Below are 19,589 nucleotides of genomic sequence, written 5' to 3'. Positions count from 1 at the left end.
ATTTGTTGTTAGTAATTAGTTATTAGCAGAAGAAATTTTGAATCAGAAAAAACAAATAACCAGATAACCGAATAAACAAATCACAACATGTACGGTAAAATAAAAGACCATTTACAGCAGGAATTAAAAGCAATCGAAGAAAACGGATTGTATAAAAAAGAACGCATCATTACCTCGCCACAAGGAGCGGAAATCACAGTAAACGGAGAAACCGTTCTGAATTTTTGTGCCAATAATTATTTAGGCTTGTCTTCGCATCCGGAAGTGGTGCAGGCAGCTAAAGATGCTTTGGACTCGCACGGGTTCGGTATGTCGTCGGTTCGTTTCATTTGCGGAACGCAGGATATTCACAAAACCTTAGAACAAAAAATTGCCGATTTTTACGGAACGGAAGACACGATTTTATATGCCGCGGCTTTTGATGCTAACGGCGGGGTTTTCGAACCTTTATTAGGGGAAGAAGATTGTATCATTTCCGACAGTTTGAACCACGCTTCTATTATTGACGGGGTGCGTTTGTGTAAAGCGGCACGTTACCGTTATGAAAACAATAACATGGCGGATTTGGAAGCCCAGCTTATTAAGGCAACTGAAGCGGGTCACCGTTTCAAGCTGATCGTAACCGACGGGGTATTCTCCATGGACGGTTTGGTAGCGCCTTTAGATAAAATCTGTGATTTGGCTGATAAGTACGATGCCATGGTAATGGTGGATGAATGTCATGCTGCCGGTTTTATCGGGGCAACCGGAAAAGGGACACTTGAAGCGAAAGGGGTAATGGGCCGTGTGGACATCATCACCGGAACTTTAGGAAAAGCACTTGGCGGAGCCATGGGTGGGTATACCACGGCTAAAAAAGAAGTTATTGAAATTTTACGTCAGCGTTCAAGACCGTATTTGTTTTCAAATTCCCTGGCGCCTTCTATTGTAGGAGCATCGATCAAGGTTTTTGAATTGTTGGAGAAAGACACTTCACTTCGGGATAAACTGGAATGGAATACCAATTATTTCAAAGAAGGTATGAAAAAGGCCGGATTTGATATCATCGACGGGGATTCTGCGATTGTTCCGGTAATGTTATATGATGCAAAATTATCCCAGGTTATGGCCGATGAGTTGCTTAAGAAGGGAATTTATGTAATCGGATTCTTCTATCCAGTGGTTCCGAAAGATAAGGCGCGTATCCGTGTGCAATTGTCTGCCGGTCATAGCAAAGAGCATTTGGATAAAGCAATTTCCTCGTTTACTGAAGTTGGAAAAATGTTGAATGTCATTTAATGTTGGGAATATTTAGTAAGAAAAAGCGATTTTTTTAACGAAATCCTTTGTAGTTAATATTTAACCTCTTATTTTTGTCTCAATTATAACGTATTGTAATTAAATAAAAAAAGTATGAAACATCTAAACAGATTATTTGTTGCTGCTCTTATGTTTGCAGGATTAAGCTCTCAAGCACAGGATAGTAACAATCCATGGGCTATCTCATTCGGTGCTAACGCAGTGGATGGTGGTAGAGTGAGTGCTGCTTCTAAAGTAGAAGATCAGTTTTCTCAGTATTTCAACGCAAAAGATTATTGGAACATTCTTCCTTCTGTTACTTACCTAAACGTGTCAAGACACGTAGGGAACAGCTTCTCATTTGGAGTAACAGGATCAGTAAACAAAATTGATAAATTTGTTTGGGAAAGAGCTACAATTCCTGGAGACTATCCAGTAACTAACCCAGGAGATTTAATGTATTACGGTATCGATGGAGTTATCAAATACAGCTTCATGGATATGTTAAAATCTAAATGGTTGGATCCATCTGCACACGTTGGTGGAGGTTACACTTTCTTAGGTGACGCTTCTGCAGGAACTGTGAACGGAGGATTAGGGTTAACTTTCTGGTTTACAGAGCAAGTTGGTCTTTCATTCCAATCGACTTACAAACATTCATTCGACGAGACAAGAACTCCGAATGTTGACGTTGCTTCTCACATGCAGCACTTCGCAGGTCTTACTTTCAAATTTGGAGGTAAAGACACTGATAACGACGGTATCTATGACAAAGACGATGCTTGTCCAGAAGAAGCTGGTTTAAAAGAGTTCAACGGTTGTCCTGACTCTGACAAAGACGGTATCCAAGATAAAGAAGATGCTTGTCCTCAAGAGCCTGGAACAAAAGAAATGAACGGTTGTCCTGATACAGACGGAGACGGAATCGCTGACAAAGACGATGCTTGTCCTGAAGTTGCTGGACCAGCTGCTATGCAAGGTTGTCCTGATACAGACGGAGACGGTGTAGCGGATAAAGATGACAAATGTGTTGACGTTAAAGGTCCTAGAGATAACGCTGGTTGTCCTTGGCCTGATACAGACGGAGACGGTGTAGCTGATAAAGATGACAAGTGTCCGGATGTTAAAGGAACTGTTGCTAACAACGGATGTCCTGAAGTTTCTGAAGATGCTATCAAGAGATTAAATGACTACGCTAAAACGATCTTATTCAACTCTGGTAAGTCAAGCTTCAAAAAACAAACTATGCCAGTATTAGAGTCAATCGCGGCTATCTTGAAAGAGTACCCGACTGCTAAATTCTCTATCGAAGGTCACACTGACTCTGACGGTAAAGATGCTACTAACTTGAAATTGTCTAAAGACAGAGCTGCTGCAGTTAAAAACTGGTTGATTGCTAACGGTATCGCTGCTGACAGATTAACTTCTGAAGGTTACGGTGAGTCTAAACCAATCGATTCTAACAAAACAGCTAAAGGTAAAGCTAACAACAGACGTGTAGAAGTTAAATTAGCTAACTAATCACAGTCTAAATTAATACAGAAAAACGCTCCGATTTCCGGGGCGTTTTTTTTATTTTTATACTATGGCAGATTTTACATTCCTAGACACACTAAGCCGAGAAATCGTTGACCGCTACGGGACAGCTCTTTCGGAAGTTACCATAGTATTACCTAATAAGAGAGCAAAAGTCTTTCTGTTGGAGTCTTTTAAAAAACAATTGCAGCAGACGGTTTTTGCTCCTTCCATTATCAGTATCGAGGATTTTATACAGGATGTGGCCGGTATCCGGAATTGTGATCCCGTTGAGTTGCTCTTTGAATTTTATCAGGTGTATCTTTCTGTAACCCCTAAAGAAGCCCAACAGGATTTTGAGCTTTTTGCCAATTGGGGCAAAACGTTGATTCAGGACTTTAATGAAATCGATCGTTATCTTTTAAGCCCGAATCATGTTTTTTCTTATCTGAAGGATATTGAAGTGTTGAAACGCTGGGATTTGCAACCTTCCGAAACTACCCGATTGATCGACAACCACCTGGAGTTTTGGAGCCGATTGCCGGAGTATTACGAAGCGTTTTACCAGCATCTTAAAAGCAAAGGTGTCGGTTATCAGGGGTTGATTTACAGGGAAGCCGTGGAAAATCTGCATTATTTTTCAGAAGCACTTGGGGAAAAAAAACTAATTTTTGCCGGGTTTAATGCCTTGAATCAGGCAGAAGAAAAAATCATCCAGCAGTTGTTGTTTAACCAGCAGGCACAAATCTATTGGGATATCGATGCTGTTTTCCTGAACGATCCCTTTCACGATGCCGGTTTGTTCATCCGTCGTTTCAAAAAAGAATGGAAGCAATATACCACACAGCCTTTTGAATGGATCACTAATGCGTTCAGTCAGTCTAAAAACATTCAAATCATCGGAACGCCCAAAACAATCGGGCAGGCTAAAATTGCCGGTAAAATTGTGGAGGAACTCAACGAAAAGGGTTATTCTTTAGATAAAACCGCTTTGGTGCTCGGTGAGGAAAATTTGCTTTTGCCTCAGCTGTATGCCTTGCCGGATTCCGTGGAAAGCCTGAATATCACTATGGGCTTCAACAGTCGGAACAACCCTGCTCAGATTTTGGTGGGCAAACTTTTCAAGATGCATGCCAATGCGTTGCAGCGTGGGGAAACCAGTTACACGTTTTATTACAAGGAAGTGCTCGATATTTTAACGAATCCGCTGGTGGAACCCTATAGTAATGCCGGCGCTGCGATTCGGGTCATTAATCAGAACAACATCACCTTTCTGTCGCAGAAAAAACTGATGGAGCTCCATGGCGGAAGTTCGGAATTGTTCCGTTTGCTCTTTACGCGTTGGGACGACGATACACTTACCGTTTTGCATCGTTTGTCTGAAATACTCTCTACTATAAAATCTTTTTTGGGCAATGATACTGAGGAAGAGAAAGTCAGTAAAGCCTTTTTGTATGCTATTTTTAAGACCGTTAACCGACTGATCAATTACCAGGAACGCTATCAGCAGATTGATTCCATAGCTATGTTGCAAACCATTTACAAACAGGTGGTTGATTTGGCTGAAGTGTCTTTTGAAGGGGAACCGTTATCCGGTTTACAAATTATGGGGGTCCTGGAGAGCCGCGTGCTGGATTTCGAAAACGTGATCATCACCTCTATGAATGAAGGCGTATTTCCAGCCGGGAAGTCGACGAATTCGTTTATTCCGTATGATGTGAAACGCGAATTGGGCCTGCCGACCTACAAAGAGAAAGATGCGATTTACTGTTATCATTTTTACCATTTGCTGCTACGGGCTAAAAACATTTATCTGTTGTACAACACGGAAAGCGAAGGTTTGGATGCCGGGGAAAAAAGCCGCTTCATTACCCAATTGGAAATTGAAAAACAGCCGAATCATACGCTAACCCATCAGATCTATAACGCCTATCTGCCGGACAAAGCCTATGAGCCGGTCGTGGTGCCGAAATCGGAAAAGGTAATGCATCGTCTTAAGGAAATTGCCACCGGTAAAGGGTTTTCACCTTCCGGGCTGACCAGTTACATCCGTAATCCGATACAGTTTTATCAACAACGCATCCTTAGGATTTCTGAAGTGGAAGAAGTAGAGGAAAACATCGCATTAAATACCTTGGGGACTATTATTCACGGTGCTTTGGAAGAGTTATACAAGCCTTTCTTAAACCGTTTCCTTACGCTGGAAATGGTCGATGAAATGTTGGGTAAGGCTAATGCTGAAGTAGAACAACAATTCAGGGAAGTTTATAAGGAAGGTGAAATCAAGAAAGGAAAAAACCTCTTGGCTTTTGAGGTGGCCAAGCGTAACGTGTTCAATTTTCTCAACGAAGAGAAAAGGCTCATTGAAAAAGGAGAGGCTGTAAAAATACTGGCGCTGGAGGTAACCTTGGAGCGTATTCTGGAGGATAAACGATTGCCGTTTCCCGTAAAGATTGCCGGAAATGTCGACCGTATCGAACAACGCGAAGGGAAAATCCGAATCATCGATTACAAGACCGGAAAGGTGGAATTGAAAAGTGTACAGTTGAAAGACTGGAATGGCCTGACGCTGGACATCAAAAACGATAAGATTATCCAGTTGCTGTGCTATGCCTTTATGTATGAAAACCAGGTAAACGGTATGGAAATGGAAGCGGGGATTGTTTCCTTCAAAAACATGAAAGCCGGATTTTTGCCTTTTGGTGTAAAAGAAGACCGAAACGCCGCTACCGAAATCAACAAAGAAGTTTTAGACGCCTTTACCTCGGAAATCGTAACCTTAATCAATGAAATTCTAGATGCAGAAATTCCGTTTGAGGAGAAAATAATATAAGATTTAACATTTTTTTGGACGCACAGCGTTTTAAATTCGAGTTCTTTACAAAAAAAGTTTATCAGGATCTTACGTAACATAGTCGCTTTTTATTCAAGTACTTTAGTAGTTAATGTACCTGTTTCCCTGTCTGGTTTTCTTTTTGGCGGATTTTCGGAATCGATATTGATGTTCGTCAGTTTTGGTTTTATTGTCAGTTTGGCCGTTAAGGAAGTAAAAAACAAGGAGGAATACCTTTTCTATTTCAATAACGGATTGCCTAAGTTGAGGTTATGGATTTTCAGCGCAATTTTCAATTTTATTGTGGCATTGTTATTCAGTTGTATATATGTTTTTATTTTTAAAGGATAATGAAACACTTTTTGGAGGTAGACAGTATTCAGAAATACTTTAATCATAAAGTAGTGATTTCCGATGTGTTTTTAAAATGCGAAACGGGTAACGTCATTGGTTTACTCGGAAGAAACGGTTCCGGAAAATCAACGTTACTGAAAATCATCTTCGGACTTGAACCTGCTGATTATAAATTTGTTCGCATCGACGGAAAACCGAAACAAAAAACATCGGAATTGCTCAAAGAAATAGGATATCTGCCTCAGCATAATTTTATTCCGAAACAATTTTCAGTAAAAAAAGCAATTACATTAGCTGTTGCAAAAGCAAAGTGTTCCGATTTTTTTGACGACGAATTACTCCGGCCGGTTTTAGAAAATAAAATAGAAGAGCTTTCTGCAGGGGAATTGCGTTACCTTGAAATAAAACTCATCTTGTCCAATCCTTCAAAGTTTGCTTTATTGGATGAGCCTTATAGTGGATTATCGCCTCTTATGGTAGAAAAAATTAACGCATTAATTCTGGAAAGCAGTAAGTTAAAAGGAATAATCATCTCCGATCACAATTACAGAAATGTGCTTGAAATTTCCACCCATCTCATTTTGATGAAAGAAGGTAAAACACACCTGTTGAAGGACAGGAAAGAGCTTGTGGAGAAAGGTTATCTGGTGGAAGGGATGTTTTAAACCGTCTTCAGAAAATCCAACAACACTTTTGTTAATTGGTCTTTGTTTTCGATGTGGCTCATGTGTCCGTCGGGGAAGGAAATCAGTTGGGTTTCGGTGCCTTCGAGCTGCTCCAGGTTGTCTTCGTAAATCAGTACGGGATCTTTTTTGCCTAAAATCAATAAAATAGGATATGGTGCAAAATGCAGGATCACTTCGCGGTCTTTCCGTATTTTCATGCCTTCCAGTGCGGCCACGATGCCTTGAAGCGGGGTTTTTAAGGCTTCGTTTTTTACGCTTTCGATTTCCTCGGTCAGTTTTTCACGATTGTCCTCGCTGAATAAATTCGCGATTGACATGCTGATAAAGGTCGAATAACTTTGTTTTACGGCTTTGATGGCACGGTCACGGTTGAGTTTGCGCTCGTCGCTATCGGCTCGGGAAGTGGAATTTAAAAGCACAATTCCTTTTACATTGTCCGGATACAATTCGGCGAAAGCCAAAGCAACATAACCGCCCATGGAATGTCCGACGAAAACTGCTTTTCGGATACGCAATTCCTGTAAAACGGCGTGAACCACATCGGCCATGTCTTCCATGGTGTGGAGGTAGCCCAGACATTCTGTTTGGCCATGGCCTAACAAATCGATGGTAATCACTTTGTGTTTTTTAGACAAGGCATCAATATAAAAATCCCACATGGTCGAATTTTCCAGGAAGCCGTGAAGCAATACAACAGCAGTGCCTTTTCCGGTTTCGGAATACGCGATTTTGGTGTTTTTATAAAGGATGGATTTAGTCACAGTCGCAGTCACAGTTTTCAAGGCCAAAAATACTGTTTACTTCGGTACAAATAAATTTTAATTTAAAAAAAGAAAACGGCTTACAAACCTGTAAACCGTTTCTGTGTGTAAACTGTGACTACAACTGAAAACTAAGAATTCATCAGACTCTCGATTTCTTCCGCTTCAATCGGAATGTTGCGCATCAGGTTGAACGGTTCCCCTTTTTCCTGGATCACTACATCATCCTCCAAACGGATTCCGAAGCCTTCTGCCGGAATGTAAATGCCCGGTTCTACAGTGAAAACCATGTTGGCCTCCATCGGTTCGTATAACAATCCGTAATCGTGGGTGTCCAGACCTAAATGGTGCGATGTTCCGTGCATGAAATATTTTTTATAAGCCGGCCAGTCCGGGTTTTCGTTTTGCACGTCAGCTCTGTCAATCAGACCCAATCCTAACAATTCAGAAGTCATTACTTTTCCGACTTCCACATGGTATTGTTTCCATAAAGTGCCCGGAACCAACATTTTGGTCGCTTCATTTTTTACACGTAAAACCGCGTTATACACTTCGCGTTGTCGGTCGGTATAACGTCCTGAAACCGGAATGGTTCGGGTTAAATCACTCGAGTAATTTGCATATTCGGCACCAACATCTAAAAGCAATAAATCGCCGGCTTTACACTGTTGGTTGTTTTCGATGTAATGCAGCACGTTGGCATTGTTTCCGGAGGCGATAATCGGGGTATAGGCAAAACCTTTGGAGCGGTTTCTTAAGAATTCGTGCGCCAGTTCTGCTTCGATTTCGTACTCCATTACATTTGGTTTTACGAACGACAACAGCCTGCGGATTCCTTTTTCGGTAATGTTGCACGCATGTTGGATCAAATCGATTTCCTCGCTTTCCTTGATGGAACGCAAACGCTGTAAAATCGGATTGGATTTCTCTACTTTATGTGCCGGATACGTTTCTTTCCACCATTTTATAAAACGGGCTTCGCGGGTTTCGGTTTCGATAGTGGCGCGGTAGTGTTCGTTGGTGTTGATGTACATTGTATCGGCGTAAGCCATGATTTCCTTTAAGGTTTTGTGGAAATCCTGTAGCCAGATCACGGTTTTGATCCCTGACACCTGGAATGCTCTTTCCTTGGTCAGTTTTTCACCTTCCCAAACGGCAATGTGCTCATTGGTTTCTCTTAAGAACAAAATTTCTCTCAAGTGCTCGTATGGCGCATCCGGGAAAAGCAGCAAAATACTTTCTTCCTGATCAACCCCGGACAAATAAAAGATGTCGCGGTGTTGGGCAAATGGTAGAGTACTGTCTGCGGAAACCGGGTAAATATCGTTGGAATTAAAAACGGCCACACTTTTGGGTTTCATTTGTGCGGCAAATTTGCTTCGGTTTTTAATGAATAAATCGCGGTCTATCTGGTGGTATTTCATATGTGATTTTTTATTGATTAATATTGGACATATGCAATTCGCATTGTGCTTTTGATCGTTAGTATAGTAATTCTGTGTGCTCATTTCATGATGAAAGGATTTTAGGAATTACAAAGAGTCAAATTTAGGAAGTTTGGCGGGAATTGCTGTTAATCAGGTACTAAAATTTTTATAAAACTGCCTGATTTTGGAAGCATTTTAAATTCATTATAAATAAGGGGTAAACATTTGCTCGTACCGTCAATAACCCTTATTTTTGTTTGATTTTTTTAAAACTATTACACTAAACAAATACTATGGCACAATCTGCACTTTTAAAGTCATCCATTGCAAAAAAATACTGGATGGCTCTTACAGGTTTATTTTTATGCTTGTTTTTGGCGGGACATTTGGCCGGAAATCTTCAGTTGATTTTTGGTGATGCATTACAGTTTAACCAGTATGCATTGTTCATGACTTCCAATCCGGCAGTAAAATTATTATCTTATTTAACCTACTTTTCCATTTTATTCCATGCGATCGACGGTTTTTTGGTAACTTACCAAAACGTTAAGGCAAGACCAATCGGTTATGCTAAAAACAATGCTGCGGCGAACAGTGGTTTTTCTTCAAGAAACATGGCGGTTTTAGGAACATTGATCTTGATTTTCATCGTGACCCACATGGTGAGTTTCTGGGGCAGAATGCATTTTGATAAAAACATGCCGGTTTATGCTACTACCATTGAAATGATGGGGCAAAAGCAAGACTTGTATGTGACTACTACGGGGAATTATATTCCGGTAATGCAGGTAGCTAAGAACAGTAAAGAAGCAGAGGCGAACGGTGCACAGATTTACATCGATCACGGTAAAGATTTTTACAACACTCAGGCTAAAATTAAAGTAGGCGAAGGATATAAAGACTTACACAAAATTACGTTTGCTTTCTTCCAGCAGCCTAAATACGGTTTGATTGCAACTCTTTTATATGTGGTTTCCATGATCGTTTTGGCTTTCCACTTGTGGCACGGTTTTCAGAGTGCATTCCAGTCGTTGGGTGTAAATAACAAATTCACCCCGGCGATTAAAACTTTCGGTAGAGGGTTTGCAATTATCGTTCCGTTGCTTTTTGCCATCATACCACTTTACATTCATTTTGTTAAATAATCAACCTCACTATAGTTATGAAGTTAGATTCTAAAATACCAGAAGGTTCTATTTCCGAGAAATGGACGAATCATAAAAACCATTTGAAACTTGTTGCGCCGAACAACCGTCCGAAAATTGACGTGATTGTGGTGGGAACCGGATTGGCAGGTGCTTCGGCAGCGGCTTCTCTTGGGGAAATGGGTTATAATGTAAAAGCATTCTGTTTTCAGGATTCTCCGCGTCGTGCACACTCCATTGCGGCACAGGGGGGTATCAATGCAGCAAAAAATTACCAGAACGATGGGGACAGTACTTATCGTTTGTTCTACGATACTATTAAAGGAGGAGACTACCGTGCGCGTGAAGCAAACGTTCACCGTTTAGCGGAAGTTTCAGCCAACATCATCGACCAGTGTGTGGCTCAAGGTGTGCCGTTCGCCCGTGATTACGGCGGATTGTTGGACAACCGTTCGTTCGGGGGTACTCAGGTACAACGTACGTTTTATGCGGCAGGTCAGACAGGTCAGCAGTTGTTGTTGGGAGCGTATTCAGCTTTATCAAGACAAATCGGGTTAGGACGTGTACAAATGTTCAACCGTCACGAAATGTTGGATTTAGTTAAAGTAGACGGAAAAGCGCGTGGTATCATCGCCCGTAATTTAATTACCGGTGATATCGAAAGACATTCTGCTCACGCGGTGATCATTGCTACCGGAGGATACGGAAACGTATATTTCCTTTCGACCAATGCAATGGGATCAAACGTAACAGCGGCATGGAAAATCCACAAACAAGGGGCTTTCTTTGCTAACCCATGTTATGTACAGATTCACCCGACTTGTATTCCGGTACACGGAACCAACCAGTCGAAATTGACCTTGATGTCAGAATCGTTACGTAACTCAGGACGTATCTGGGTTCCGAAGAAAAAAGAAGATGCAGAAGCAATTAGAGCAGGTAAATTAAAACCAACGCAAATTGCGGAAGGAGACAGAGATTATTACTTAGAGAGAAGATATCCTGCGTTTGGTAACTTAGTACCGCGTGACGTAGCCTCCCGTGCTGCCAAAGAGCGTTGCGATGCCGGTTTCGGAATCGAGGCGAACGATACTAACGAAGGAGTATACTTGGATTTCTCTTCAGAGATCATCTCCAAAGGAAAACAAGCGGCGTACGCTAAAGGTAACCACAATCCTACCGATGCTGAAGTAACAGCGTTAGGGAAACAGTGGTTGGAGGAAAAATATGGTAACTTATTTACCATGTACCAAAAAATTACCGACGAAAACCCATACGAAACCCCAATGAAGATTTACCCAGCGGTACATTATACCATGGGAGGTGTTTGGGTTGATTATAATTTACAGACGAACATTCCAGGATGTTTCGTTGCCGGAGAGGCTAACTTCTCTGATCACGGAGCGAACCGTTTAGGAGCTTCTGCTTTGATGCAAGGTTTAGCGGATGGTTATTTCGTATTGCCTTACACCGTTTCCAATTATTTAGCAGATGAAATCCGTACTGGTAAAATTTCAACGGATTTGCCTGAATTCGTGGAAGCTGAAAACCGTGTGAACGAGCAAATCAACATGTTCTTAAACAACAACGGAACCAAATCAGTAGATTATTTCCACAAAGCTTTAGGAAACATTATGTGGAATAAAGTAGGGATGGGCCGTAACGAACAAGGCTTGAAAGAAGCGGTTGCTGAAATCGATGCTTTACGTGCGGAATTCTACAAAGAGGTTTATGTTCCGGGAAGTGCAGATGAATTGAATCCTGAATTGGAAAAAGTAATTCGTGTGGCGGATTTCATGGAATTAGGGCAATTGATGGCGATGGATGCCTTACAGCGTAAAGAGTCTTGCGGAGGTCACTTCCGTGAAGAGTATCAGGATGCTGAAGGAGAAACCCTTCGTGATGATGAAAACTTCAAATTTGTCGGAGCTTGGGAATACAAAGGTAGCGACATCAACCAGGAAGTACTTCATAAAGAAGAGTTGGTATACGAGTACATCAAAATCGCAGCTAGAAATTATAAATAAGAATTAGGGATTAGTAAAAAGGGAAAAGTGATAAGGTGTTTCAAACGAATTACTAACACCGGATTACTAAAACTCAAAAAGTAAAAAATTATGGCTTCTAAAAAGAACATCAATATAAACCTTAAAATCTGGCGTCAAAAAAACGCTAAGGTTAAAGGAAGTATGGAAACATACAAATTGGACAACGTTTCTACCGACAGTTCGTTCTTAGAAATGTTAGACCAATTGAACGAGCAATTAGTAAACGAAAGAAAAGAGCCGGTAGCCTTCGATCACGACTGTCGTGAGGGAATCTGCGGTATGTGTTCGTTGTACATCAACGGACGCGCGCACGGACCGGACACGGGTATCACCACCTGTCAGTTGCACATGCGTATGTTCAATGACGGGGATACCATCTATGTTGAGCCATGGAGAAGTAAGGCCTTCCCGGTGATCAAAGACTTAGTGGTAGACCGTACTGCATTTGACAGAATCCAGCAGGCTGGAGGTTTCGTATCGGTAAATACTTCCGGTAGAACGATCGATGCTAATGCAATACCGGTACCAAAACCAGATGCAGATAAAGCTTTCGAAGCAGCAGCTTGTATTGGATGTGGAGCTTGTGTGGCAACTTGTAAAAACGGTTCGGCGATGCTGTTCGTTGGAGCGAAAGTTTCCCAATATGCTTTATTGCCACAAGGTCGCGTAGAAGCTACCGAGCGTGTACTAAATATGGTGCGTCAGATGGACGAAGAAGGATTCGGAAACTGTACCAACACCGGAGCTTGTGAGATCGAATGTCCAAAAGGTATTTCGTTAGAGAACATCGCTCGTATGAACAGAGAGTTTTTAAAAGCAAGTTTGAAATAAGCTTTTAATCGAATTTATAAAAAACGCATCCGGCATTGTTGGATGCGTTTTTTGTTTTTCCTACATTTAACAAAAAGTTTTACCATGCAGATTTCTATTATCCAGGCACCCCTTTTTTGGGAAAACCCAGAAGTGAACCGCAATTATTTTGCTGCTAAAATTCAGAACATTCCCGAAGATACCCTTTTGGTGGTCTTGCCGGAAATGTTTACCTCCGGTTTTACCATGAACCCGCACGAAGTAGCTGAAGAGATGGACGGCACCACCCTGACCTGGCTGAAAGAAACGGCGCAAAGCCGAAACCTTGCAATTATGGGAAGCCTGGTTATCCGCGAAAAGGAAAACTATTATAATCGTTTGGTTTTCGTGTTTCCAAACGGTGACATTGAGTATTACGACAAACGTCACCTTTTTTCTTTGGCTGGCGAGCACAAGGTCTATACAAAAGGGAACGAAAAGAAGATTATCAACTATTTGGGATGGAAGATTTGTCCGTTCATTTGTTACGATTTGCGCTTTCCGGTATTTTCCCGTTTCAACGACGATTACGATTTATTGATTTACGTTGCCAATTGGCCGCAACCGCGCATTCATGCCTGGGACACTTTGTTAAAAGCAAGAGCCATAGAAAACATGACCTATGTGATTGGGGTCAACCGAATCGGTGATGATGAAAACGATAACAATTATCCGGGGCACTCGCAGGTGCTTGATTATTTAGGGAATTATTTGGCGGAGCCTTCCGAAAAAGAAATGGTTTTCTCCGTTCGTTTAGACAAAGAACTTATGTTGGCCAATCGCAATAAATTTGGTTTCCTGGGGGATCGGGATGCTTTTACTTTGACAGAATAAAAGATTCGTCCAAATACCAATTCGCCAGTACGTTGATTACTTCAGGATAGTAAACGACCTCTTCAGCCTCTCTTTTTTCAAGGAAGTTTCCAGTGGTCCATTCCTTGTTTTTGTCATCGTCGTACACTACGCGAAGGGTGTATCTGCGCGGTTCCAGCGCTTCAAAGTTGACCACGGTTTCTTGTTCGGAATAGTGTGAAGCCACTACATTTTCTTTGTCGTCTAACAATTCGACCAGTATAGGGAAACGTTTCACATTCTGAAGTGTGAGTTTCATTACACCGTAATCACTTAGTTTTTTGGTAGTAATGGTGTAATTCAGGGAATCGTTCTCTTTTTCGTAAAAATCTTTAAAAGCACCCGGCAGTACCTTAATACGGTACTTTTCTTCCTCGTCTTTTTTGAAATCGAAGACTACTTCCTGTTCCAATTCGTCATATTTTGTAGTAAAAGTTACTGCGGAAGAATCTTTTTTGAAGATGCTTATTTTGGAATTATCGATTCTCGTTAAAGGGATTGAACTGCGAATGCCAAAAGAATCCCTGAAATGTAAAACTCCGGATTGCTTTGTTTTAAAAGTAAGTGAATCGGTGGGTTTCATTTCTTTGATGCGGCTCACAAAGGTTTTGTTGAATTTTCCATTGTTTACCTCAATCTGAAGGGAATCGGTTTTGATTTTAGGGAACCAGATCTGAAGCGAGTCGCCTTTTGTGAATTTAGATACCGCAGACGGCACCACAACGCCTTTATTTTTTAAGGTAACCTGAGTATTTTTCGGGTTTCCTTCAAAGCCCATCAGTAATTTGCTGCTACCGCCTTGTGAAGGTTTTTCGGCTTTAAAAGGGACGGTTTCCTTGAAAAGCTGCAATTGATATTGGCTGTCGCCCGGAACCGTAATCGGTTCTTTCAGAAAGGCTATTTTATCGGTTTTCGGATTGAATTTGTAATCGTTGTTCTGGTCTTTCAGCGCAATCAGGTAGTATTTTCCTTCCTTTAGGTTTTCGAGCTTGAAAGAGGTTGTGCTGTCCAGGGTATTGGTTACATAGCGGGGTTGTTCTTTGTAAAGAGTCGAATCTTTAAACGTTTCGGCTTCGTATAATTGAATATTGATAAAGTTATCTGTTTTTTGGGACAGTGCGTCTTTAACCATACCGCCCGCTTTCAGGGAGTCGATGTGACTGCCGGTAGAGAAAACGTATTTGAACTGCGAATAGGGATTGCCTTCGTTGTTGTCTGAAATACTTTGTCCGAAATTAAAACTGTAAGTAGTATTGGGTTGTAGGGTATCGTTGATTTTTATGGTAATGAACTTACTGGCGCTGCCCATTGGGGAAATAAAAGGAGCGTTTTTCATCGGTGGGGAAATAATCAGTTGTTTGCTGATGTCTTTCACCTTGATGTATTCGTTAAAACTGATTTTTATGAAATCGCCTTTAAAATTCGTGTTGAAATTTTTCGGATGGCTGCTGATAAGAACCGGCGGAATGGTGTCTTTCGCTCCTCCGGTAATGGTTCCTCTTTTGGCACATCCTGTCGCCAACAGTAAAAATATCGACAGTAAAAATATAAGCTTTTGTTTCAACATCTTGGGTTCGTTTAACAGCACAAAATAACAATTATATTTACTGGAAATGAAATGTTTTGCATCAAAATTATGATTGAGCATAGGCAATGGTGACGATGCTGAGTTTGGCACCTGGTATTTTCAACAGTGCTTTTCCGCAGGCTTCGAGTGTGGCGCCGGTGGTAATGACATCGTCAATCAGTAAGAAATGCTTTCTGTGATCGTTCTCCAAAGGCACCACGTCAAAAGTAGCCGTATCGATTTCCGAGCGTTTACTGATGTTTTTTTTCGTTTGTGTTTTGGTATGCTGTTTTCGTTTGAGAAGCGTTTCATCGAAAGGGATGCCCAGTTCTTCGGATAGCGTTTTGCCGAAGGTAGTCAACTGATTATAACCGCGCTCCCGTTTTCTTTTGGGGTGCAACGGTACCGGGATGATGGCATCGACCGTTTTGAGAAGTTCGTTTTGTGCTATTTCCGGGCCATAACAGTTGCCGAAAAAAGTGCCGACATCCTGGGCTCCTTTGTATTTCAGGTTGTGGATGAGTTGCTGGACCATCCCTTTTTTGTGGAAATAAACAATGGACGAGGCGTGTTGCAGCGGAAGCCTTCCGTAAAACCGTTTCATCACTTCGTTGTCGGGGTTTCTAAGATGTCCCGTAAACGGAAGATCGTGCCGGCATTTTGAACAGATTGTTTTTTCGTTTTTCAGCAGAAGCGAGTCACAACCGCGACAGGTTTTGGGAAAAAGTAAGTTCAACAAGTTTTTTACTACGTTCATCGATTATTTTTGATTAATTCCGATGTTAAAGGTACATTGGAAATTATTTATATTTTTCAAATGCCACTAAGAAAATACATCAATATAATGTCCTCGAGTATAGGATTCTTATTAATAGGAATAATCGCCATTTCTTTCAAGTTGTACGAAACCTCAAGACAGAATGAAAATTTGGAGCATAAACTGAGTATGGAGAATGCAATTCATCAAAATCAGATTGCCGAATTGTTGAAGCGTTACGATTCTGTTAGTATTGATCCTGCGACTAAAATTGATCCGGACACTAAAGAGGCTGTTGTTTCGGGAACAGTGAAAGTTGGACCGGTCCTTACCACTACTACAGTAAAGAAATCGAAAAAATCTGAAGCTATTGTTTACAAAGGTTTAAAAGCCGTAAATGTGAATGCGCGTGGCGTACGGAAGATTTCAAGAGATGTGTTAGAAACCAATACTTCTTCAAAAATAGATCAGGTTAGGGTTTGTTTTGCCCTCGAGGAAAATAAAGATATTGAAATTGGCAAAAAACAGATTTTGGTCCAGATCATCAACCCTAAAAACCGATCGATTGCTTTGGAAGGCCACACGGAAGCCCGTATGACCAAGCAGGTGTATTACGACAGGCTGAAAACGGATGCCTGTGTTTTTGTTAATTTGTACCAACACGAATTGATCGTGGGCGAGTATAAAATCAATCTGATTCACAAAGGGCTTGTTATCGGGTCTACGGTTTTGAAGGTGAATTAATTTTCTGCTAAAAAAGATACTTTTACCGTTATTTTTTCCCGAGCTATTTTTATACTTTTGCGTCACTATGGCAAAACAGGAAGATTTATTTAAAAACGTAGTTTCGCATGCAAAAGAGTACGGGTTCATTTTTCCGTCCAGCGAAATCTATGATGGTTTGAGCGCAGTGTACGATTATGCGCAGAATGGTGTCGAATTGAAGAAAAACATCCGCGACTATTGGTGGAAATCCATGGTACAGATGCACGAAAACATAGTAGGTATTGATGCCGCTATTTTCATGCACCCGACTACCTGGAAAGCGTCCGGTCACGTAGATGCGTTCAACGACCCGCTTATCGACAACAAAGATTCCAAAAAAAGATACCGTGCCGATGTTTTAATTGAGGATTATGCCGAAAAATTAAACCAGAAAGCACAAAAAGAAATTGAAAAAGCAAAAGCCCGTTTTGGGGATGCTTTCGACGAGGCGCAATTCGTATCGACCAATCCAAGAGTAGTGGAATATCTTTCCAAAAAGAATGAGATTCTACAGCGTATGGCAAAAGGTTTGGATACAGGAGATTTAGCCGATGTCAAAGCTTTAATCGAAGAGTTGGAGATTGCTGATCCGGAAACCGGTTCCAAAAACTGGACCGATGTCCGTCAGTTCAACCTAATGTTCGGAACAAAACTGGGAGCTTCTGCGGATACTGCTATGGATTTGTATTTGCGTCCGGAAACCGCACAGGGTATTTTCGTGAACTTTTTGAACGTGCAGAAAACCGGTCGTATGAAAGTGCCTTTCGGTATTGCACAAACCGGTAAAGCCTTCCGTAACGAAATCGTAGCGCGTCAGTTTATTTTCCGTATGCGTGAGTTCGAACAGATGGAAATGCAGTTTTTCGTGCGTCCGGGTGAAGAAATGAAATACTACGAATACTGGAAAGAAACGCGTTTGAAATGGCATTTGTCGTTGGGATTAGGTCGTGAAAACTATCGTTTCCACGACCATGAGAAATTAGCGCATTATGCGAATGCAGCCGCTGATATCGAATTCAACTTCCCGTTCGGATTCAAAGAATTGGAAGGAATCCATTCCCGTACCGATTTCGATTTGAAAGCCCACGAAGAATTCTCCGGTAAAAAATTACAATATTTCGATACCGAACTGAACCAAAACTACGTGCCTTATGTCGTAGAAACTTCGGTAGGTTTAGATCGTATGTTTTTAGCAGTTTTCTCAAAAGCGTTACAGGAAGAAACCTTGGAAGACGGATCAACAAGAACCGTATTGCGCTTGCCATCCGTATTGGCGCCAACCAAAGCAGCCGTTTTGCCTTTAATTAAGCGCGACGGTTTGCCGGAATTAGCCAAAGAAATCGTAGAAGATTTGAAATGGGATTTCAACGTAGCCTATGATGAAAAAGATGCAGTAGGACGTCGTTACCGAAGACAAGATGCTTTAGGAACACCTTTCTGTATTACGGTAGACCACCAAACGCTGGAAGACAAAACGGTTACCATCCGTCACAGGGATTCCATGCAGCAGGACCGTGTTGGGATTTCTGAATTAAGAGGAATTATCAACAATGAAGTGTCTGTCCGTAACTGGTTAATGAAAATGTAATCGGTATAGATTCAAAAAAATAAATCCCAAATTTCGCTAAGAAGTTTGGGATTTATTTTATTATTTGAGATTTGGAGTTTTACTCTGTTAAAGCATTCCAGCCTCTGGCTTTCAGTTCGATTTTGGTGTTGGCGCGGGTAACCAGATGGATGCCTTCGCTTTCCTGGGTCATGTGGCCGATTACCGTAAAATTCGGATTGCCTTTGATTTTGTCGTAATCGTCCATTTTGATGGTGAACAGCAATTCGTAATCTTCTCCGCCGTTAATCGCTACCGTGGTGCTGTCGATTTTGAATTCTTCGCACACGTTGATCAATTGTGGGTCCAGTGGTAATTTATCTTCATAGACATTACAGCCAACCGCAGAATGTTTGCACAAATGCATGATTTCAGAAGAAAGACCATCCGAAATATCAATCATCGAAGTCGGTTTGATGTCCAGTTTTTCCAAAATCTCACGCACATCGATACGCGCTTCCGGCTTTAACTGACGCTCAATCAAATAAGTATAATTGTCCAGATCCGGCTGGTTGTTTGGGTTTACCAGAAACACCTGTTTCTCTCTTTCCAAAACCTGTAAGCCCATATAAGCGGCACCAATATCCCCAGAAACCACTAATAAATCTGTAGCGTTTGCCCCTTTTCTGTAAACGATTTCATTTTCCTGCGCTTCGCCCAAGGCTGTAATGGAAATCAATAAGCCTTTTTGGGAGGAAGTGGTGTCGCCTCCAACTACATCGACATTATATACTTTGGCAGCCAACGCAATCCCGGCATAAAATTCTTCCAAAGCCTCCAACGGAAACCGATTGGAAACCGCTATGGAAACCGTAATTTGAGTAGGCTTGGCATTCATGGCACAGATATCCGATACGTTTACCGATACGGCTTTGTAGCCCAAATGTTTCAGTGGCATGTAAGCCAAATCGAAATGAACGCCTTCTATCAGCAAATCGGTTGAAACCACTATTTTTTTGTTGTTGAAATCCAAAACGGCGGCATCATCCCCAATTCCTTTGATCGTGGAAGGCTGAGTAATTTTAAATTGTTTCGTTAAATGGTCGATCAAACCGAATTCCCCGAGTTGGGCAATGCTGGTTCGCGGTTGGTTTTTATCTTCTATCATGGTTAGGGTTGCAAAGTTTTAAAACAGCAAAGTTACAA

General features: G+C 41.4%; 15 protein-coding genes. 10 read left to right on the top strand and 5 right to left on the bottom strand.

From position 1 onward, the window contains the following. Window positions 1-87: 87 nt before the first annotated feature. From kbl to ACWPKD_RS08645, 4 genes are all read left to right on the top strand, one after another. Window positions 88-1,278: a glycine C-acetyltransferase gene (gene kbl / locus ACWPKD_RS08660; protein WP_455412282.1), complete on the top strand. Its 1,191-nt coding sequence runs from the start codon at window positions 88-90 to the stop codon at window positions 1,276-1,278. A gap of 114 nt (window positions 1,279-1,392) precedes the next feature. Next, window positions 1,393-2,799: an OmpA family protein gene (locus ACWPKD_RS08655; protein ID WP_455412281.1), complete on the top strand. Its 1,407-nt coding sequence runs from the start codon at window positions 1,393-1,395 to the stop codon at window positions 2,797-2,799. Window positions 2,800-2,863: 64 nt separating this feature from the next. Beyond that, window positions 2,864-5,626 (top strand): PD-(D/E)XK nuclease family protein, encoded by a 2,763-nt coding sequence (locus ACWPKD_RS08650; RefSeq protein ID WP_455412280.1) that lies wholly within the window; start codon window positions 2,864-2,866, stop codon window positions 5,624-5,626. A 350-nt stretch (window positions 5,627-5,976) separates the two neighbouring features. After that, entirely contained in the window at window positions 5,977-6,645 is a 669-nt protein-coding gene (locus tag ACWPKD_RS08645) for an ATP-binding cassette domain-containing protein (protein WP_455412279.1), read from the top strand. Here ACWPKD_RS08645 and ACWPKD_RS08640 read toward each other — a convergent pair. After that, window positions 6,642-7,427 (bottom strand): alpha/beta fold hydrolase, encoded by a 786-nt coding sequence (locus tag ACWPKD_RS08640; RefSeq protein WP_455412278.1) that lies wholly within the window; start codon window positions 7,425-7,427, stop codon window positions 6,642-6,644. The genes ACWPKD_RS08645 and ACWPKD_RS08640 overlap by 4 nt on opposite strands. A gap of 131 nt (window positions 7,428-7,558) precedes the next feature. Continuing rightward, window positions 7,559-8,851: an aminopeptidase P family protein gene (locus ACWPKD_RS08635; RefSeq protein WP_455412277.1), complete on the bottom strand. Its 1,293-nt coding sequence runs from the start codon at window positions 8,849-8,851 to the stop codon at window positions 7,559-7,561. Window positions 8,852-9,147: 296 nt separating this feature from the next. On the opposite strand from ACWPKD_RS08635, the gene ACWPKD_RS08630 reads away from it, so the two are divergent. The 4 genes from ACWPKD_RS08630 to ACWPKD_RS08615 all read left to right on the top strand — a co-directional run bounded on the left by ACWPKD_RS08630 (window position 9,148) and on the right by ACWPKD_RS08615 (window position 13,730). Then, window positions 9,148-9,999, top strand: coding sequence for a succinate dehydrogenase cytochrome b subunit (locus tag ACWPKD_RS08630; protein WP_455412276.1), 852 nt, complete (start codon window positions 9,148-9,150; stop codon window positions 9,997-9,999). 17 nt (window positions 10,000-10,016) lie between these two features. Beyond that, entirely contained in the window at window positions 10,017-12,026 is a 2,010-nt protein-coding gene (locus tag ACWPKD_RS08625) for a fumarate reductase/succinate dehydrogenase flavoprotein subunit (RefSeq protein ID WP_455412275.1), read from the top strand. A gap of 90 nt (window positions 12,027-12,116) precedes the next feature. Further along, window positions 12,117-12,878: a succinate dehydrogenase/fumarate reductase iron-sulfur subunit gene (locus ACWPKD_RS08620; protein WP_455412274.1), complete on the top strand. Its 762-nt coding sequence runs from the start codon at window positions 12,117-12,119 to the stop codon at window positions 12,876-12,878. Between the two features lie 84 nt (window positions 12,879-12,962). Then, window positions 12,963-13,730: an amidohydrolase gene (locus ACWPKD_RS08615; protein ID WP_455412273.1), complete on the top strand. Its 768-nt coding sequence runs from the start codon at window positions 12,963-12,965 to the stop codon at window positions 13,728-13,730. Here ACWPKD_RS08615 and ACWPKD_RS08610 read toward each other — a convergent pair. Together ACWPKD_RS08610 and ACWPKD_RS08605 are read right to left on the bottom strand one after the other, a co-directional pair. After that, window positions 13,714-15,315 carry an Ig-like domain-containing protein gene (locus tag ACWPKD_RS08610; RefSeq protein ID WP_455412272.1) on the bottom strand — a complete coding sequence of 534 codons (1,602 nt, stop codon included), beginning with the start codon at window positions 15,313-15,315 and terminating at the stop codon, window positions 13,714-13,716. The genes ACWPKD_RS08615 and ACWPKD_RS08610 overlap by 17 nt on opposite strands. 67 nt (window positions 15,316-15,382) lie before the next feature. Continuing rightward, complete coding sequence (locus ACWPKD_RS08605) at window positions 15,383-16,072, bottom strand: ComF family protein (RefSeq protein ID WP_455412271.1); 690 nt, start codon at window positions 16,070-16,072, stop codon at window positions 15,383-15,385. A gap of 87 nt (window positions 16,073-16,159) precedes the next feature. On the opposite strand from ACWPKD_RS08605, the gene ACWPKD_RS08600 reads away from it, so the two are divergent. Both ACWPKD_RS08600 and ACWPKD_RS08595 read left to right on the top strand, forming a co-directional pair. Beyond that, a complete protein-coding gene (locus ACWPKD_RS08600; RefSeq protein ID WP_455412270.1) occupies window positions 16,160-16,816 on the top strand; it encodes a hypothetical protein in 657 nt (218 codons plus the stop codon). A gap of 67 nt (window positions 16,817-16,883) precedes the next feature. Then, window positions 16,884-18,425 (top strand): glycine--tRNA ligase, encoded by a 1,542-nt coding sequence (locus ACWPKD_RS08595; RefSeq protein ID WP_455412269.1) that lies wholly within the window; start codon window positions 16,884-16,886, stop codon window positions 18,423-18,425. A 79-nt stretch (window positions 18,426-18,504) separates the two neighbouring features. Here ACWPKD_RS08595 and thiL read toward each other — a convergent pair whose 3' ends face one another. Next, window positions 18,505-19,551 (bottom strand): thiamine-phosphate kinase, encoded by a 1,047-nt coding sequence (thiL, locus tag ACWPKD_RS08590; RefSeq protein WP_455412268.1) that lies wholly within the window; start codon window positions 19,549-19,551, stop codon window positions 18,505-18,507. Window positions 19,552-19,589 lie beyond the last annotated feature (38 nt).

It is taken from the genome of Flavobacterium pedocola, assembly GCF_053764385.1.
The sequence above is the reverse complement of the archived record's forward strand: the minus strand, read 5'-3'. Positions and strand labels throughout refer to the sequence as shown.

What these genes read in the sequence shown, in the direction of transcription:
- ACWPKD_RS08630 (WP_455412276.1), top strand. Translation starts at nt 9,148, where the DNA reads ATGGCACAATCTGCACTTTTAAAGTCATCCATTGCAAAAAAATACTGG.
- ACWPKD_RS08610 (WP_455412272.1), bottom strand. Translation starts at nt 15,315, where the DNA reads ATGTTGAAACAAAAGCTTATATTTTTACTGTCGATATTTTTACTGTTG.
- ACWPKD_RS08595 (WP_455412269.1), top strand. Translation starts at nt 16,884, where the DNA reads ATGGCAAAACAGGAAGATTTATTTAAAAACGTAGTTTCGCATGCAAAA.
- ACWPKD_RS08615 (WP_455412273.1), top strand. Translation starts at nt 12,963, where the DNA reads ATGCAGATTTCTATTATCCAGGCACCCCTTTTTTGGGAAAACCCAGAA.
- ACWPKD_RS08655 (WP_455412281.1), top strand. Translation starts at nt 1,393, where the DNA reads ATGAAACATCTAAACAGATTATTTGTTGCTGCTCTTATGTTTGCAGGA.
- ACWPKD_RS08600 (WP_455412270.1), top strand. Translation starts at nt 16,160, where the DNA reads ATGTCCTCGAGTATAGGATTCTTATTAATAGGAATAATCGCCATTTCT.
- ACWPKD_RS08605 (WP_455412271.1), bottom strand. Translation starts at nt 16,072, where the DNA reads ATGAACGTAGTAAAAAACTTGTTGAACTTACTTTTTCCCAAAACCTGT.
- ACWPKD_RS08625 (WP_455412275.1), top strand. Translation starts at nt 10,017, where the DNA reads ATGAAGTTAGATTCTAAAATACCAGAAGGTTCTATTTCCGAGAAATGG.
- ACWPKD_RS08635 (WP_455412277.1), bottom strand. Translation starts at nt 8,851, where the DNA reads ATGAAATACCACCAGATAGACCGCGATTTATTCATTAAAAACCGAAGC.
- ACWPKD_RS08620 (WP_455412274.1), top strand. Translation starts at nt 12,117, where the DNA reads ATGGCTTCTAAAAAGAACATCAATATAAACCTTAAAATCTGGCGTCAA.
- kbl (WP_455412282.1), top strand. Translation starts at nt 88, where the DNA reads ATGTACGGTAAAATAAAAGACCATTTACAGCAGGAATTAAAAGCAATC.
- ACWPKD_RS08645 (WP_455412279.1), top strand. Translation starts at nt 5,977, where the DNA reads ATGAAACACTTTTTGGAGGTAGACAGTATTCAGAAATACTTTAATCAT.
- thiL (WP_455412268.1), bottom strand. Translation starts at nt 19,551, where the DNA reads ATGATAGAAGATAAAAACCAACCGCGAACCAGCATTGCCCAACTCGGG.
- ACWPKD_RS08650 (WP_455412280.1), top strand. Translation starts at nt 2,864, where the DNA reads ATGGCAGATTTTACATTCCTAGACACACTAAGCCGAGAAATCGTTGAC.